This is a genomic window from Parahaliea maris (assembly GCF_008064665.1).
In the GTDB taxonomy this organism is placed as follows: Bacteria; Pseudomonadota; Gammaproteobacteria; order Pseudomonadales; family Halieaceae; genus Parahaliea; species Parahaliea maris.
On sequence record NZ_VRZA01000008.1, the window covers coordinates 198,504 to 214,110 of the forward strand.

Sequence of the window (15,607 nt, forward strand, 5' to 3'; positions counted from 1 at the left end):
TCCTAGCTGTTTTCCAGGATCAGGTGCCCCACTGCTGTATTCGAAGCGGGGACATGATAAAAACGGTGCTTTTGCACGACATCGTCGTCCATTGCGCCACGTGCGATCAGCCACATGACCAGCTCGATGCCTTCGGAGCCCGCCAGGCGGACATAGTCTATGTGCGGCTTCTTCGACAGTGCCTCGGGTTCAGTCACCAGCCGGTCGAGGAAGTCGTTGTCAAACTCCTTGTTGATGAGGCCGGCGCGGGGGCCCTGTAACTGGTGGCTCATGCCCCCGGTACCCCAGATCTGCACGTTCAGGTCCTCGTCGAAGGAATCGACCGCGCGGCGCAGGGCCTTGCCCAGCGCATAACAGCGAGCCCCGGAAGGGGGTGGGTACAGTACCACGTTGACCGCGATCGGAATCACCAGGCAGGGCCAGGCTTCCGGCTGCCCGAACATCAGGGACAGGGGCACGGTGAGCCCGTGGTCCACGTCCAGGTTGTTGACCACGGTCAGGTCGAAATCATCCTGAATCACCGACTGGGCGATATGGGACGCCAGGCGTGGATGTCCCTTGACCGGCGGCACCGGCCGCGGGCCCCAGCCCTCGTCGCAGGGCTGGAATTCGTCGCCGGTGGCAATCGCGAAGGTGGGCACAAAATTGGCGTCGAAGGCCGAGGCGTGGTCGTTGTAGACCAGCAGGATGACATCGGGCTTCTGCTCCGCGATCCACTGCTTGGAATACTCGTAGCCGGCGAAGAGCGGCTGCCAGTACGCGTCCCCCGTAATGCCGTTGTCGATGGCCGCTCCAATCGCTGGCACGTGGGAGCTGTAGACACTGGCGCTGATTCTAGCCATCGTTGTTTTCCTCTTTGTACAGATTACCTTCGGGTGAGCGGCCGCCGGCGAGCATCATGTCGCGGTACTCCTCCTGGCTCATACCCGTCATGGTCGCCGCCGCGTGCTGGAAGCTCAGCCCGTCGGTGGAAAAAATTTTCGCCAGGAAGTACACGTTCCCCCCCAGCGCCATCATCCGGTTGTAGTCCCGGTCCAGCACCGCCTGCTTCTGTTCCTCGGTCATCGGCCATTCATCGAGGTAGGCGCGCTCATCGGCCTTGAAACGTTCGCGGTTGGGCGCCTTCATCAACGACAGGCTGAACTGGTTCAGGGCGAAGCCCTGGCGCGCCATGTCGGCGTCGAAGATCGTGGTGCCGGGAATGTCCTTGTAGGGTTTATCAAGCGCCATGCTGCGCCTCCCATTCTTCGGGCCAGTAGAGCCGCATCGGATTCTCCACCAGCAGTTTCTGTTGCAGCTCCGGCGTCGGCGCAATGCGTGGGATCATATCGACCAGCGCGCCATCGTCGGGCATGTGAGACTTCATATTCGGGTGGGGCCAGTCAGTGCCCCACAGTACCCGTTCGGGAAACTGTTCCACCACATGGCGGGCAAAGGGCACCACGTCGTCGTAGGTGTCGGGCCCGGTGAGTGACAGCCGTTCGGGGCAGCTCACCTTGGACCAGAAATTACTGTTCTCCCGCAGCAGGCGAATAAACAGCTGGAACTCCTCGCCCTCCACCGGCTTGCTCACATCCGGCCGCCCCATATGGTCGACCACTATCGTCGTAGGCAGCGAAGTGAAGAAGTCGTAGAGCTCAGGCAGTTCCTGGGCCTCGAAATAGATCACGATATGCCAGCCCAACGGCTTGATGCGCTCGGCCACCGTGTGCAGGGAATCGAAGGGCAGCGCATCCACCAGCCGCTTGACGAAGTTGAAACGCACGCCGCGCACGCCCGCGGCATGCAGGGCCTGCAGTTCCTCGTCGCTAATATCCGGCCGGACCGTGGCAACCCCTCTCGCCAGGCCGCCGGAGTGTTCCAGCGCATCCACCAGGGCCCGGTTATCGGCACCGTGGCAAGTGGCCTGCACAATGACATTGCGGGAGAAGCCAAGGTGGTCGCGCAGGGCCCACAACTGGTCTTTCGACGCGTCACAGGGCGTGTACTTGCGCTCCGGGGCAAAGGGAAACTGGTCGCCCGGGCCGAACACGTGGCAATGTGCGTCTACCGCCCCCTCAGGCGGCACAAAGTCCGGCTTTTTGGGTGACAGGTGCCAGTGCAGCCAGTCGGCGTCGGGAGTAAAGGCGCTCATAGTCCCCGGGCCTCCAGCGCCGCGTTCAGGCGCGGGTACACCCGCCGCGCATTGCCTTCGTAGACCTTGTTGCGATCCGCATCGGTCAGGTTGAGGGCATCCACATAACGCTTGGTGTCGTCGAAGTAGTAGCCGGTTTCCGGGTCGATGCCGCGCACGGCGCCCACCATCTCCGAGCCGAACAGGATATTGTCGATATCGATCACCCGGAACAACAGGTCGATACCCGGCTGATGGTACACACAGGTGTCGAAGTACACGTTCTTCATCACGTGCTCCGCCAGCGGCGGCTGCTTCAGCATGTCGGCCAGGCCGCGATAGCGTCCCCAGTGGTAGGGCACGGCGCCGCCGCCGTGGGGAATGATAAAGCGCAGCTCCGGGAAGTCACGGAACAGGTCGCCCTGGATAAACTGCATGAACGCGGTGGTGTCGGCGTTGATGTAGTGGGCGCCGGTGGCGTGGAAGTTGTGGTTGCAGGAGCCGGACACGTGGATCATCGCCGGTACATCCAGTTCCACCATTTTTTCGAAGAAGGGATACCAGCTCTTGTCCGTCAGCGGCTTGGAGGTCCAGTGCCCACCGGAAGGATCCGGGTTCAGGTTGCAGCCGACAAAACCCAGCTCGTTGACGCAGCGCTCCAGTTCCGCGACCGAGTTCTCGATCGGCACGCCGGGAGACTGGGGCAGCTGGCAGACGCCGATAAATGTCTCCGGATACAGGTCGACCACCCGCTTGATCAGGTCGTTACAGGCGGAGGTCCACTGTTTGGAGACCGCCTCGTTACCTATATGGTGCGCCATGGCCGAGGCCCGGGGCGAGAAGATCGTCATGTCGGCGCCGCGCTCACGCAACAAGCGCAACTGGTTCTGCTCGATACTCTCACGGATCTGGTCGTCGCTGATCTGCGGTACTTCCGGCAATGCACTGCCCTTTTCAAAGGCCTCAAGCTGCGCCTCCCGGAACAGCTGGTGCGGCTCCGGAGCGGTGGTGTAGTGGCCGTGGCAATCAATAATCATGGGTTCACCTGTTAGTCGTTATCTCTGGATTCTTTATCTGCGCGAGCATGGCATCCAGCATCCCGTCGAGGGATTCCTCGCCCAGCGCGTCGCGGTAGGCCGGGGCCCAGTCCTGGCGCAGGACACAGGCTTCGCTCATCCACGGCTCGATGCCCGCCTCGCTGACGGTTCGGGCGACTTCCCGCATCTCCGCGGCCCGGCGGGTGCCGTGCTGCAGGGTACGGGATATCAGGTAGCGCGCATGTGCCGGCCAGTCCGGCCGCGGAAACAGGTTGTTGAGGGACGCCAGCACCGTTTCCTCCACGCCGTAATGGCGGGCCGCCAGCAGCGACTCGCTCACCAGCGCCTCCATCCCCTTGATCATCACACTGCGACACATCTTGGTGGCCGCCGCCACACCGGGCTCGGCGGAAACCGCCGACATATCACCGAAACCGAGGGCCTGCCCGACCGGCTCAAAGGCGGCGGCCCGGGGACCGGCCAGCAGTATCGGCGCGCCCATACGCAGGGGCATGATCGGTGACAAAACCGCGGCCTCGACGAAATAGCCGCCGGCGTTTTCCACCTCGAAGGCAAGGGCAATCTTGGTGGCCGGCGACACCGAGTTGAAATCGACAAACCAGCAGCCGGCCGGAAAATCGGGCATGACCGACGTGGCTGCGGCCAGGGCCTGGTCGGCCGTGACCGCAGACAACACCAGCTGACAGCCGGCGAAGGCGCCCGCAGCGGTCACGGCCCTGCTGATACGGGCGTTTTCTGCTAGCGCATCGTAGTGCCGGGCCGCGGGCGCTGTCGCGTCATCCAGCAGGTGATCCCATACCTGAATCTCCACCGGCGTCACCTCGAGCAGGTCACGGGCCAGAATCGCCCCGACCTCGCCGAGCCCCAGCAGGCCGATACGCTCGATATTCACGGTACGCGCTCCCACACGCTGGCAGGAACCATCACCTCGCCGCGCATCAGCAGGCGGGCGGTCCGCAGCAGGGCAGCGCGCCGAACTTCCAGTGTGTCCATGGCGTCGCTACCGGCAACCTCCATTTCCACGGTAAAAAACCCGGTGGGGTGCTCCACCTCGAAACGGTGTTCGCCGTCGCCGGCACGGGAGGCAATGACCTTTTGCGCCACGGACCCGGGCAGGACACAGGCGGTGGCGACACTGACCGAGCCGAGTACGCCGATGGCCTCGTGGACCCGGTGGGGAATGAAAGTGCGGGTGTTAATGTCGCCGCCAGCCGCGGCCGCCGAGACCAGGCTCATTTTTGGCACCGTCTTGGCGCTGACATCGCCGAGGTTCATGTGGCTGCCGGCCTGTAGTCGAATCGACTCGATGCGCTGTCGTAGTACATCGTTGGCTTCCAGCTCCGCCGGGCTTTCGTCACCGCGCAGGCCGAAATCCGCCGCGTTCAGTACGACCACGGGCATCCCATTATCGATACAGGTCACCTCGACCCCATCAAATTCGTCGACCGCGTTGCCGGTCGGCAACAGGGCGCCACAACTGGAGCCGGCAATATCCCGGAAGTCGATCGGTACCGGCGCCGCCGTGCCCGGCACCCCGTCGATACGGGCGTCACCGTCGTATTTGACCCGGCCGCCGGGCGTCTCGACCCGGGCCACCGCGGTGGCCCCGGTGTTGACCATGTAAATGCTGACATCGGTAACGGGGTCACCCGCACTCACCAGGCCGGCCTCGATGGCAAAGGGCCCCACCCCCGCGAGGATGTTGCCGCAGTTCTGGGCGTCACTCACTTCCGCCTTGTCGACCACCACCTGCAGAAACAGGTATTCCACGTCGATGCCTTCGCGCTGCGAAGGGCTGAGCACGGCGACCTTGCTGGTGAGCGGGTGGGCGCCACCCATGCCGTCGATCTGGCGGGTATCCGGGGAGCCCATGGCGGCCAGCAACACGGCGTCACGGGCCTGAGTATCGGCGGGCAGGTCACTGGCCAGGAAGTACAGGCCCTTGGACGTGCCGCCGCGCATCACACTGCAGGGAATGGCGGTCTGCATGATCGGGCCTTACAGGTCCTTGCTGGACACGTAGCGGAAACCCTCCGCTTCCAGCCGCTCCCGCATGCTGTAGATATCCAGGCCCAACATGCCCTCCGCCAGCAGCTTGCGTTTTTCCTCTTCACGCTCGAGCCGCTCCAGGCACTTGCCGTGGACTGCCGCGGCCTCTTCGCGAGCGACCACCACTACGCCGTCATCGTCGGCAACGACCATATCGCCCGGGTGGATCAGCATGCCGGCACAGACTACCGGAACATTCACGTTGCCGAGGGTGTTCTTGACCGTACCTTGGGCGAAGATCGCCTTCGACCAGACCGGGAATTCCATCTCAGTGAGCGTCGCGGTGTCGCGCACGCCGGCGTCGATCACCAGGCCGCGTACGCCACGTGCCTTGAGGGAGGTGGCCAGCAGGTCGCCAAAATAGCCGTCCTCGCAGGGGCTGGTGGGCGCCACCACCAGCACGTCACCGGGCTGGCACTGTTCAACCGCCACGTGCAGCATCCAGTTGTCGCCCGGCGCAACCTGGCAGGTCACAGCGGGGCCCGCGATGCGGGCCGGGCGGTAGATGGGGCGCATATACGAGGCCAGCAGGCCCTTACGGCCCTGGGATTCGTGCACCGTGGCCACCTCGGCGCCCTGGTAAAGCGCCACAACGTCTTCGGCAACGCGTTCGATATCGGTAACACAGATTGGCATGACGGAATCCTGCGGTGTCGTTATTTGCCGGGAAGTATCGTCCCCTCCCCCCTGTTTGGCCAATGGGAAAGCTGTTATAAGGTATTAGAAAAAGGTATAAAGGGTAAACGAAACGGGAGGCAAATGGACCCCACCCTGAATCTCAGGCACCTGCACGCAGCACTGGAAGTACAGGCCCGAGGCTCACTCAGCCAGGCCGCGGAACAGGTTCACCTGTCGCAATCGGCACTCACCCAGGCCATCGCCAAACTGGAAGCCCAGGTGGGCACCGCGCTGTTTTCCCGGCGTGCCACCGGGGTGCAGACCACCCCCGCCGGGCAGGTCTTCCTCGCCCGTGTCGAGCGCGCCCAGCGTTTCCTGAAGGCCATTGAAAACACTGCCGGCCAGGGCGCCCGCCAACTGGCCCGGGCCCTGACGCACAAGCAACTGCGCAGCCTGCTGGCCGTGATCGACACCGGCAGTTACACCCGGGCCGCCGCCCGGCTCGCGGTTTCCCAGCCGACGGTACACCGCGCGGTACGGGAACTGGAGACCCTGTGCCAGCTCACCCTGTTCCGCCGCGCCCCCTCCGGCGTGGAGCCCACCTGGCAGGCGCGACAGATTGCACGCAACGCCAGCCTGTTTTTCGCCGAGATACAGCAGGGCCTGACCGAGGTCATGGAACTGCAGGGCCGCAATACCGGCAGTATCAGCGTGGGCGCGCTGCCCTACTCCCGCTCCCGCCTGGTGCCGCAGGCCGTCAGCCGCTTGCTGGCGGAAATGCCGGATACTTCGGTACGGATCATCGATGGGCCCTACGAGGAACAGCTACACGGCCTGTTGCAGGGCCAGATCGACGTGATCGTCGGCGCCCTGCGCCACCCTGCCCCGAGTCCGGATATCGTGCAGGAACTCCTCCTGTCGGACCCCCTGAGCGTGGTGGTAAGAAGCGGCCACTGGCTGCTGAACGAGGGGCGACTCTCGGCCGACCAGCTGCAGAAGCTGGACTGGATCGCGCCACGCAAACAGACACCGGCCCGCGAACTGTTTACCGAGTTCTTCCGGCGCGAGGAGCTGACACCGCCAGAGCACGTGATCGAGTGCAGCTCGCTGGTCGCCATCCGCGGGCTGTTGCTGGAGAGTGACCGCGCGGCGCTGCTGCCGGCCAAGCAGGTGGCACTGGATGTGGAGGCCGGGATTCTCGCGGTGAGCCCCTTTGCCCTCAAGGGCACCACCCGGGATATTGGCCTCACCCTGCGCCGCGACTGGCAACCCACCCGCGCTCAAGATAGGCTGCTAAATCTGCTGCGACGTCTGTCGCGGTAGGATTAAACAGATAAGGTGCAGATCAAAACTTCGTGTAGCAGTGCAAGCAATAACGGTTAAACCAAGGTCCTAGTTGCATTGTGTCTACAGGAGGACTCTTCCGCTAAAACAAGTGTAGTTAAAGATTACTGTACACTTCGATTTTTACGTAAAGTATATAACACGCAGTTTGATTGTGAGCTCCAGTTAGAAATGTCCTCATTCTCCCAGTTAGAGATGTCCCCCCAAGTCTATCCTCTGATGATATCAGAGCGGCTTGGGAACCAGGGATATGACGGTGCATACCATGAGCGACAAGGAGCTACAGCGGCTGGACACCATCGAGCGAGTCCGTGACAAGGAGCTGACGCGGTCTCAGGCAGCAGAGATCCTCGGACTGAGTGTGCGGCAAGTACAGCGGCTGTGCCCGCGTTAACTTCTAGACGATGTTGAATGTCTGGCGTCTCAGAATTACAAGTAGTGCGAAGGTGATGTGGTCGCTCTGGAGAAAGCCGGGCGCCCATACAATTATTATGGTGCGCCCATGCACTAAGACTAGAGGGTGAGAAGAAAACTAAACCTGATCGGCGTAGTACTTTGCCAGGTTTCGTCCCAATTGCATCATATGGACCTCATCGGGACCATCCGCAAGACGTAGAGCGCGTGAAAGTGAGTACGCACGAGCCATGAAGAAGTCCTGGCTAACTCCTCCCCCGCCGTGAATCTGTATTGCCCTATCGAGCACTCTGCAGGCAAGGCTGGGCGCGACGATCTTGATCATTGCAATAAGATCCTTGGCCGCCTTATTGCCTCCTTTATCCATCTTGTCCGCAGCCTCAAGAGTCAAAAGCCTGGCTTGTTCAATTTCGCAAGCAGACTGCGCGATAGCTTCTCGCACTGATTGCTGCTTGCTTATAGGCTGGCCGAAGGCAGTTCTGGATGATGCCCTCACACACATTTCTTCGAGTGCTCGTTGAGCCAGGCCAATGCAACGCATGCAGTGATGGATGCGGCCCGGTCCCAACCTGCCCTGGGCAATTTCGAACCCCCGCCCTTCACCCAGTAGAATATTCCCGGCAGAAACACGTACATCCTCCAAAATGATTTCGGCGTGCCCCTCGGGTGCATCGTTAAACCCGAATACATTTAGCGGTCTGACGACCGTTACTCCCGGCGTATCAAGCGGGGCCAGAATCATCGACTGTTGCTTGTAGCGATCACTATTCTCAGGATCGGTCTTACCCATCACAATCAGGATCTTACAGTGGGCATTCATAGCACCACTGGTCCACCACTTACGGCCATTGATAACGTAATTGTCACCCTCACGGAGAATGCTTGTCTCAACATTGGTCGCATCTGATGAGGCCACATCGGGCTCAGTCATGGCAAATCCAGAGCGAATATCGCCGTTCATCAAGGGCTCAAGCCACTCCTTTTTTTGCTCCTCATTACCGTATCGAGCAAGGACCTCCATGTTGCCCGTGTCTGGAGCACTACAGTTGAATACCTCTGAGGCCCACAGCACTCGTCCCATGATCTCTGCTAACGGCGCATACTCTAAATTTGTCAGGCCGGGGCTAAGCTCGCCGTAGCTACGAGGCAGGAATAGATTCCAGAGTCCCTCCGCTTTGGCCTTTTCCTTCAAGCTCTCCATCAGCGGATGAGATTCCCAAGGCTTGTCTGAGGACTCGACGTACTCGTAGTATTCCGTCTCAACAGGGTAAATATACTGTTCCATGAAAAGGGTCAAACGCTGTTGTAGCTCAGTGACTCTCTTTGAATAATCAAAATCCATTGTAATGACCTCTGTTTTAGGCAGTTTCTCTCGGCGCAGTTGTATTTCGCGCTTGGAAACTATCCCATGTCTCGACGTGTATGAATGGTTGCATAGTTACTGAAGCTTCTAACCCCAGATGCGGACGAGTACGCATGCCGTCTGAAACAAGCACCGCAAACTGCATTTGCAGGCAGCGGTTTCTTGGTTTCGGCGAATGCCAGTTCCCATCCGAGACCGAGTACAGCCAAGGACGGCTGGAACATGCCCTACGCGCTAGTACAACTGTACTAACTATAAATGACGGCGAAAAAATGATCAAGCGACTTGTGCTGCTCATGGAGGGGAACCTTTACTACCAAGCTAATGTAAGTAGCCCCTGGAACAGCCCCGCGCAATCTTGGAGTTCTCGACCATAATCAGAAAGGCGAGGAGAACGACAATGCGAAAATCCCGATTCACTGAATCCCAGATCGTAAGGGTCTCGAAACAGGTTGAGAGCGGCAGACAGGTCATTGAGGTCTACCGCGAATACGGTTTCTCGGATGCCACCTACTACAACTAGAAAGCCAAATACGGCGGGATGAAGGTGTCCGATATCAAGCGCGTGAAGGAACTCGAGGAGGAAAATCAGTGGCTCAAACGGATGTTGTTGATCTCAGTCTCCAGCATGAAGCGCTGAAGGATATCGTTGAAATGAAGCTCTAAGGCCGGTGGAGAAACGCGTGCTCGTCGATTACGCCAAACAGCAGCACGGGCTCAGCCTGCAACTGGACTTTATCAAACCCGGTAAGCCAACCCAGAACTCTTACTTCGAGCGATTCAACCGAGCATACAGGGACGAGATTCTGGATCTATATCTGTTTACATCACCGTCACAGATGCCGCAGATAACGACTTCCTGGATAAAGAAATACAACGAGGAAAGGCCCCATGACTCCCTTGGCGACCTCTCGCCAATTGAGTACCTGGTGGCCAAAAAACGGTCGAAACACTAAGTTATGTATGGAACTGATCAGGGGCTACGTACATCCTCTGTGAAAGCCAACTATGTATTCGTCCACTAATATAATGGCAAACCCGCCAGCTGTCGCCGGAGTCTCAAGTGGGCAAGCTTTTGGCGACCAGTTGCTCCCGATCTTCAACCGGCTAGTTCGAAGAAACTATTTGCTTGAGTACACTCGCAAAGAGTTCTGCCCTGGAGTTCACGCCGAACTTGCGCATGATCTTCGTACAATATACTTTTACCGTCTCTACTGATATACCCAGTTCCCGAGCAACAAGTTTGTTTGGTAACCCTTTCAGAATCGCCAGAAGCGCGTCTTCTTCACGAGGAGTCAGTTTCTTATCATAAACAAGCTTACGGACCTGAACCTTTGCATTCTCGTAAAGGTCCTTTTCTATTCCATTCTGGTTCTCGAGACCAGCCCAGTGTCTCCGCAGTAGAGAGGTGACCATGGGCTGCCAATCGCTTAGCCATTTTATCTCCTCCTTGCTGTAGAGCGGGAGGTCATGTGAGCGTTCGAGTGAGACGACAATTGCCTCACCCTCCCCGTTCTGGCAAATATAGGCAACGTGGTCCTTTATACCTACCTCATTGTAATAACTGTTATAAAATCGGGAGGTCTCAAAGTTCGAGCCGATGATATCGCTGATGTGAAAAAAGCCTTGCCCACCCTGCTTCGCGTGTAGGTGCAAGGGGGAAAAAAGCCACATACCACCACGATAGATCGAGTTACAACTTACGCTATCTACGCCAGGAGCCCCGTCGTGGAAAACTATCAATTCACCGCTGTTGGGATATCCCAGAACTACAAACCCGTCGAAAGGTACACTACTGTACAGCCAGCGCATCAATGCCCCGGAAAATGCATCTTTCCCCAGGGTGTCGACTATGCTGGAAAGTAATGTGGCATGCATGTAAAAAGATGTCGTTCAGGGTTGGGCGATCAGCCTGGCCCATAACACTCGGCCAGCGATCGCACGGATAGTATTAAATGCTCTCTGTAGATCGTGTCATGGAGGCCCAACGCCGCCAGATATATTCCTGAGTGTTCAAATATCGTTATCTGGAGCGAGTAAGCGCCTCTCGAACCGCTGCATGGTCCTTGTCGCCCAATCCCTGTTGGGCGGCACATTCATAAACCTCCAAAATCGATTCGAAGACGCCAGTAGAAAGCCCTCGTTCCTTTGCGTAGCGTATGGCAACTTTGAGCGAAGTTACCATGTTATCAATCGACCACTGGTCTGTGCCGTAACTATGCTTTTGCATTGCGGGCACAGCAGAGTCGGCACCAGAAATATTAAGCACAGGGTTAGCAGACAATACCTTGTTTGGCAAAGCCGGAGGAAGGCCTTCGCTATCGAAAGCGGCAACCGTATACGCTATGGCAATCGTCTGGAAGGCAAATGGAAGCCAGAACGCCATCTCAGCACGAGAGGCATTACCGATTTCACCCACCCAGTGGACTTGACTACCGATATCATCCAGTAGCCTGGTCCATTGTTCCTGGTCTTCTGCAGGTCCTGCGAGAACCATGTCGCCGACACCGTCAAGGATATGCTCAGGGTAGGCAATCATTTCGACTTCAGATAACCGCGCTCCCGCGTTCGCAAAGTTGCCAGAAAGTTCAATAATTTCATCTGGCGTTGTCTGGGCAATATTCAGAAACTGATGTCCAACAATAAGCTCGCGGGTGTTATCTGCCAGAAGCGTGGACTCGATTGCATTGCCGTCGTAGAGCGCCAAGACTACGGTATTGGAAGCACTGAGCGCTCCCTCAATATCGTTCGCAATGGCAGCTCCGTATTTCCGTAGATGGTCACATCGTTCAACGGTTCGGTTGAATACTGTGACAGAGTAGCCCAACGCGATTAGTCGCTGGGTAATGGCGCTACCCATTGCGCCCGCGCCGATGACTACGACCTCCATACCGTTGCCCATACCTTACATTCCTAGTTAACGAATGCGTTATGAATTAGCTATACACCTGCTGTCGGCGAAAATTCCCAACTGACACTTTAATAGATGGTCTCTAAGATTCAATCTGGCAACCCTCAAGGTTCGCGAGATCGCACATGTACAGCTCCACCAGATCGACCAGTTCAGCAGGACGCACATCACGACCCTGCAGCCAACATTCGAGTGACTGGGTTACAACCCCGGAAGCACTCTTAAGCGGAATTACAATCCGGCTCATATTTCCAACGCACTTGTCCCTCTCTGTAATCGTTAGCACGTCTTGATCCAGCAACCGTCGACGGTAGCTATGCATCAACGCATCCTGCTCAAACATGTCACCGAGCCAGGCGGCGTTGCGATATTCCGTATCAAGAATCTGATCCTCTACCTGGTGAACTCCCTCCCAGCCCTGGTCCTGGATCCGTGCCAATCTGGACTGTAGTAAGAGGTGAATGGAGTGCCGATCGCCCGTGACGTCACGCAATCCAGCCTCAATCCATCTCTCTCGTCTCTCGTCACTCGTCACTCGCAAAGGCAAAAAGGCTGGCCCCAAAAGGAGCGACAAGTGGCCGTCGACGGCCGAGTTTGGCTAGCTCTGAGCAGGGATCGTAGGTACTCACCACCACAGCCGAACGAGTCGACTGTTGTATGAGTGACAAAGGCATGCCAATGCGTTTACCTAACCGGGTGAGACCGTCATGCAGTTTGGTATCCCGCTCATTCTCGACAAGCCCCAAAGCGGGCATAAAGGCAGCCCGCGGGCCGATGCCATACTGCCTGCTACCGGCATCTCTATCCAGATAGCCAGCAGACCACAATTGTGATACCACCAACGAACAGGTGGCTTTAGGCATCCCAAGACGATCAGAGAGCTCCGTTAAACCCATCTTACGCGGGCTAGCAACGGTTACCAGGCTAAGGACAGATAGCATCCTGATGGTAGGGTTGGAAATGCCAGAATGTGAAAGAGAAGTCATCGTCAGCTACACCGTAGAATCCTCGTCTACTATCGCGTCGTGCAAATCCGACTACCAAGTCCGCATTCGCTCGAGTATGACGTGTTGCAGCTGTGTTCCATCCGCTGCCAAACGCGAAGCCAAATCACAACCTCGCGTACAGGTTTTAGAAAGCAGAGATCAGAGCGCTTTTACTCTGAAGGAAACCGCGCTTAGCGCGGTTTCCTTCTGTAAAATGGGAATAGTAAGCCTGACGTCAGGGGTTGGGATCTGATTCTTCAGCATCTGCATTTTGCGCTTCGTAGGCCATCCACGCCTCATCCAGAATGAATGCCTGAATGGCTTTCACGTCATCGAGGCTAAGCTGTGGATTCGGAGGCATACCTTGCCGGAAACGCAGGCCACCGATTACGATCCCTGGCAGCGCTTCATGAGTCTCTGCATTCGCCATCCTCAGATCTTTGATGGAACCACCACCGGATTCAGCTTCAAGGCCGTGGCAGTCGACGCAGAAATTCTGTTCGAACTTCGTGCGCCCGATTTTCGCAAGTTCTTCCGACATTCTGGGCAGCGGTGGCTTGGGCATAACAGGCGTTTCATCCACCGGCATCTCAGCACTACCGCCTAGCTTGAATGCAAGCAAACGTGACGCGCCACGCAATGTAGGCTTGGAGGTGATTTTTGCGAGGTAGTTGCCCGTTGCAGTCGAACCGTTGTTGCCAACAGCGATGAATATATATTGCTCTCCATCGAGTTCGACTGTGGATGGAGCCGACATTACGCCGCCCGGTACATTGATACTCCATTTCTGCTCACCAGTTCTGGCATCAAAGGCGTCAAAAGTACCCTGGGCTGTGCCTTGAAAGACCAGGTTACCCTCAGTTGACAGAACCCCGCCGTTCCACGGCATGATACGATCGACACGCCAGCGCTCCTCCTGCTTTATGGGGTCCCAAGCCACCAGTTCGCCTCCAGCTTTCCACTTGGGGTCACCTTTCAGGCCGTAGTACATATCGAACATGGTGCCCCCCACCTGTGCCTCAGGATCAGTCCAAGTCAAAGTCGGGGTAATGATCACGGGGATGTACACCAATTGCTCTGTCGGGTTGTAGGCCATCGCAATCCAGTTATGCGCGCCCAAAGTACCCGGAGAGGCAACGGCCTTGCCGTCAGGTTGTTCCCAATATCGTGCATCAGGAATAGTTACCGGTCTGCCAGTTTCCTGGTCGATGTGTGACGCCCAGTTCACCGGGGTGAAATTGTTTGCTGAAATGAACTCACCCGTTTTTGCGTCCAATACGTAGAAGAAGCCATTCTTGGGCGCCTGCATCACAACTCGGCGAGTTTCACCGTCTATCGGCAATTCGGCGATCGTCATTTGCATGGTCGCATCAAAATTCCAACCATCATGCGGTACGACCTTGTAGTGCCAGATGTACTCACCGGTGGTGGCGTCGAGGGCTACGATAGAATTGGTGAACAGTTCGTCACCGGCATCCGCCGGGCGGGACTCGGGGTTCCAGGGGGCTGGGCCGGCGGTTCCGATATACACCTGGTTCAGCTTGCTGTCATAGGTAATTGCGTCCCAGACACTGCCACAACCGCCTGTTTTTTCCCACCAGTTGGTTCCCCAGGTTCCCGCCGCCATTCGCATGGCCTCGTTTTCGAACTCATAGTCATCCGAGGGCTTTCCCGGTACGGTGTAGAAGCGCCACAGGCGATCTCCCGTTGCCTGGCTGTAGGCATCGACATAGCCCCTGGTAGCTCCGGAGTCGATACAGTTGTTCCCGATAAACACCATGTCACCACCGACACGAGGAGCAGCAGTAATGCCGTAAAGTTCTTTACGGTTACATGACACGACTTCCCAGGCTTTCTCACCGGTCTTTCTATTGATCGCAAAAAGCCGGCAGTCACCAGTCCCGACAAATACATACTCTTCGGACAGGGCTACACCGCGATTGAAGCGACTGCTCCAGTACATCGCCAGCGAATCATCGATCTCGAACTTGATTTCCGGGTCGAAACGCCACAACAACTCCCCGGTTCTGGCGTCGTTAGCGTATACACGGCCAAGTGCACCACTTTGATAGACAACACCGTCTTTCACCAGAGGATTGCCAACCAGTCCGTCAATACTCGGGATCACAGCCGACCAGGCCAGTCCCAACTTCTCAACGGAATCGGTATTAATCTGTGTAAGTGGGCTGTGGTGGGTAACGTCAGATGTCCGACCCAGAATTGACCAGGATCCAGCATCGTCCTCTGCCGCACTGCTCTCGACTGGAGCGGGCCGCGTTGAGAGCAGTGGATCCCCCGTCGGGGCCTGTGCATCAGCATTACTGTCCGACTTACTAGAGCAAGCACCGATGGTGAGCAATATTGATAGAGCCACCGGAGCTAGGCTGGCCACTTTTAGAATCCTGACACTGGAATAGTTGTCCATGATCATCCGCCTGTTTTTTTGCATCGTATAATATTGATGCTTGCCGATAGCTACCGACAAGAAATTACTGACTGTAGTGATGTCGTAAAAGCTTTATGTGTAATGCCCTTGTTAGTGTTACCGCTCTGAGTCGAACCATACATTATGCCTGCGAACGCCCTTCTGCAAATCAATCTCAGTTTGAATACTCATCGCATTAAGCACGTCCTGGCCGATCAGAGTTTCATCGCCATCTCCGGGACGGCATCAAACAGGTCAGCCACCAGGCCGTAGTCCGCCACCTGGAAGATCGGGGCGTCCTCGTCCTTGTTGATGGCGACGATGAC

Annotated in this window: 15 protein-coding genes and 2 pseudogenes; 3 read left to right on the top strand and 14 right to left on the bottom strand. The window is 57.4% G+C overall.

Features of this window, described 5'->3' with window-relative positions:
* Nucleotides 1-2 precede the first annotated feature (2 nt).
* The 7 genes from FV139_RS18825 to FV139_RS18855 are packed head-to-tail and all read right to left on the bottom strand — an operon-like array spanning nt 3 to nt 5,856.
* Nucleotides 3-842, bottom strand: coding sequence for a class III extradiol dioxygenase subunit beta (locus FV139_RS18825; RefSeq protein WP_148070031.1), 840 nt, complete (start codon nt 840-842; stop codon nt 3-5).
* On the bottom strand, nt 835-1,230 hold the full coding sequence (gene ligA / locus FV139_RS18830; protein WP_148070032.1) for a protocatechuate 4,5-dioxygenase subunit alpha: 396 nt from the start codon (nt 1,228-1,230) through the stop codon (nt 835-837). The genes FV139_RS18825 and ligA overlap by 8 nt, the downstream gene beginning before the upstream one ends.
* Entirely contained in the window at nt 1,220-2,134 is a 915-nt protein-coding gene (locus tag FV139_RS18835; RefSeq protein ID WP_148070033.1) for an amidohydrolase family protein, read from the bottom strand. The genes ligA and FV139_RS18835 overlap by 11 nt, the downstream gene beginning before the upstream one ends.
* On the bottom strand, nt 2,131-3,150 hold the full coding sequence (locus FV139_RS18840; protein WP_148070034.1) for an amidohydrolase family protein: 1,020 nt from the start codon (nt 3,148-3,150) through the stop codon (nt 2,131-2,133). Before FV139_RS18840 ends, FV139_RS18835 begins: the two co-directional genes overlap by 4 nt.
* Before the next feature lie 4 nt (nt 3,151-3,154).
* The gene (locus FV139_RS18845; protein WP_148070035.1) at nt 3,155-4,063 is read right to left on the bottom strand and encodes an NAD(P)-dependent oxidoreductase; all 909 of its coding nucleotides are present in this window, start codon (nt 4,061-4,063) and stop codon (nt 3,155-3,157) included.
* On the bottom strand, nt 4,060-5,160 hold the full coding sequence (locus tag FV139_RS18850; RefSeq protein ID WP_148070036.1) for a 4-oxalomesaconate tautomerase: 1,101 nt from the start codon (nt 5,158-5,160) through the stop codon (nt 4,060-4,062). Before FV139_RS18850 ends, FV139_RS18845 begins: the two co-directional genes overlap by 4 nt.
* Before the next feature lie 9 nt (nt 5,161-5,169).
* Complete coding sequence (locus FV139_RS18855) at nt 5,170-5,856, bottom strand: 4-carboxy-4-hydroxy-2-oxoadipate aldolase/oxaloacetate decarboxylase (RefSeq protein WP_148070037.1); 687 nt, start codon at nt 5,854-5,856, stop codon at nt 5,170-5,172.
* A gap of 123 nt (nt 5,857-5,979) precedes the next feature.
* Between FV139_RS18855 and FV139_RS18860 the strand changes: the two genes are divergently transcribed.
* Both FV139_RS18860 and FV139_RS18865 read left to right on the top strand, forming a co-directional pair.
* Nucleotides 5,980-7,161 carry a LysR family transcriptional regulator gene (locus tag FV139_RS18860; protein ID WP_148070038.1) on the top strand — a complete coding sequence of 394 codons (1,182 nt, stop codon included), beginning with the start codon at nt 5,980-5,982 and terminating at the stop codon, nt 7,159-7,161.
* A gap of 271 nt (nt 7,162-7,432) precedes the next feature.
* Nucleotides 7,433-7,576: a helix-turn-helix domain-containing protein gene (locus tag FV139_RS18865; protein WP_148070039.1), complete on the top strand. Its 144-nt coding sequence runs from the start codon at nt 7,433-7,435 to the stop codon at nt 7,574-7,576.
* Nucleotides 7,577-7,714: 138 nt separating this feature from the next.
* Here the strand turns inward: FV139_RS18865 and FV139_RS18870 are convergent, their stop codons facing one another.
* Nucleotides 7,715-8,938, bottom strand: coding sequence for an acyl-CoA dehydrogenase family protein (locus FV139_RS18870; protein WP_148070040.1), 1,224 nt, complete (start codon nt 8,936-8,938; stop codon nt 7,715-7,717).
* A gap of 421 nt (nt 8,939-9,359) precedes the next feature.
* Here FV139_RS18870 and FV139_RS18875 point away from each other — a divergent pair.
* Nucleotides 9,360-9,915 (top strand): annotated as a pseudogene (locus FV139_RS18875) (integrase core domain-containing protein).
* Between the two features lie 151 nt (nt 9,916-10,066).
* Here the strand turns inward: FV139_RS18875 and FV139_RS18880 are convergent.
* The 6 genes and pseudogenes from FV139_RS18880 to FV139_RS18905 all read right to left on the bottom strand — a co-directional run.
* Nucleotides 10,067-10,837 (bottom strand): LuxR C-terminal-related transcriptional regulator, encoded by a 771-nt coding sequence (locus FV139_RS18880; RefSeq protein WP_148070041.1) that lies wholly within the window; start codon nt 10,835-10,837, stop codon nt 10,067-10,069.
* Nucleotides 10,838-10,982: 145 nt separating this feature from the next.
* On the bottom strand, nt 10,983-11,861 hold the full coding sequence (locus FV139_RS18885; RefSeq protein WP_148070042.1) for an NAD(P)-dependent oxidoreductase: 879 nt from the start codon (nt 11,859-11,861) through the stop codon (nt 10,983-10,985).
* Between the two features lie 91 nt (nt 11,862-11,952).
* The gene (locus FV139_RS18890) at nt 11,953-12,363 is read right to left on the bottom strand and encodes a hypothetical protein (RefSeq protein ID WP_148070043.1); all 411 of its coding nucleotides are present in this window, start codon (nt 12,361-12,363) and stop codon (nt 11,953-11,955) included.
* Nucleotides 12,364-12,394: 31 nt separating this feature from the next.
* Nucleotides 12,395-12,856 (bottom strand): helix-turn-helix domain-containing protein, encoded by a 462-nt coding sequence (locus FV139_RS21460; RefSeq protein WP_148070044.1) that lies wholly within the window; start codon nt 12,854-12,856, stop codon nt 12,395-12,397.
* A 235-nt stretch (nt 12,857-13,091) separates the two neighbouring features.
* Nucleotides 13,092-15,281, bottom strand: coding sequence for a PQQ-dependent dehydrogenase, methanol/ethanol family (locus FV139_RS18900; RefSeq protein WP_148070045.1), 2,190 nt, complete (start codon nt 15,279-15,281; stop codon nt 13,092-13,094).
* A 215-nt stretch (nt 15,282-15,496) separates the two neighbouring features.
* A pseudogene (locus FV139_RS18905) lies at nt 15,497-15,607 on the bottom strand (electron transfer flavoprotein subunit alpha/FixB family protein); the annotation flags it as partial.

Coding starts and splice junctions, on each gene's coding strand:
- FV139_RS18825 (WP_148070031.1), bottom strand. CDS start 842: ATGGCTAGAATCAGCGCCAGTGTCTACAGCTCCCACGTGCCAGCGATT.
- ligA (WP_148070032.1), bottom strand. CDS start 1,230: ATGGCGCTTGATAAACCCTACAAGGACATTCCCGGCACCACGATCTTC.
- FV139_RS18835 (WP_148070033.1), bottom strand. CDS start 2,134: ATGAGCGCCTTTACTCCCGACGCCGACTGGCTGCACTGGCACCTGTCA.
- FV139_RS18840 (WP_148070034.1), bottom strand. CDS start 3,150: ATGATTATTGATTGCCACGGCCACTACACCACCGCTCCGGAGCCGCAC.
- FV139_RS18850 (WP_148070036.1), bottom strand. CDS start 5,160: ATGCAGACCGCCATTCCCTGCAGTGTGATGCGCGGCGGCACGTCCAAG.
- FV139_RS18855 (WP_148070037.1), bottom strand. CDS start 5,856: ATGCCAATCTGTGTTACCGATATCGAACGCGTTGCCGAAGACGTTGTG.
- FV139_RS18860 (WP_148070038.1), top strand. CDS start 5,980: ATGGACCCCACCCTGAATCTCAGGCACCTGCACGCAGCACTGGAAGTA.
- FV139_RS18865 (WP_148070039.1), top strand. CDS start 7,433: ATGACGGTGCATACCATGAGCGACAAGGAGCTACAGCGGCTGGACACC.
- FV139_RS18870 (WP_148070040.1), bottom strand. CDS start 8,938: ATGGATTTTGATTATTCAAAGAGAGTCACTGAGCTACAACAGCGTTTG.
- FV139_RS18880 (WP_148070041.1), bottom strand. CDS start 10,837: ATGCATGCCACATTACTTTCCAGCATAGTCGACACCCTGGGGAAAGAT.
- FV139_RS18885 (WP_148070042.1), bottom strand. CDS start 11,861: ATGGGCAACGGTATGGAGGTCGTAGTCATCGGCGCGGGCGCAATGGGT.
- FV139_RS21460 (WP_148070044.1), bottom strand. CDS start 12,856: ATGACTTCTCTTTCACATTCTGGCATTTCCAACCCTACCATCAGGATG.
- FV139_RS18900 (WP_148070045.1), bottom strand. CDS start 15,281: ATGGACAACTATTCCAGTGTCAGGATTCTAAAAGTGGCCAGCCTAGCT.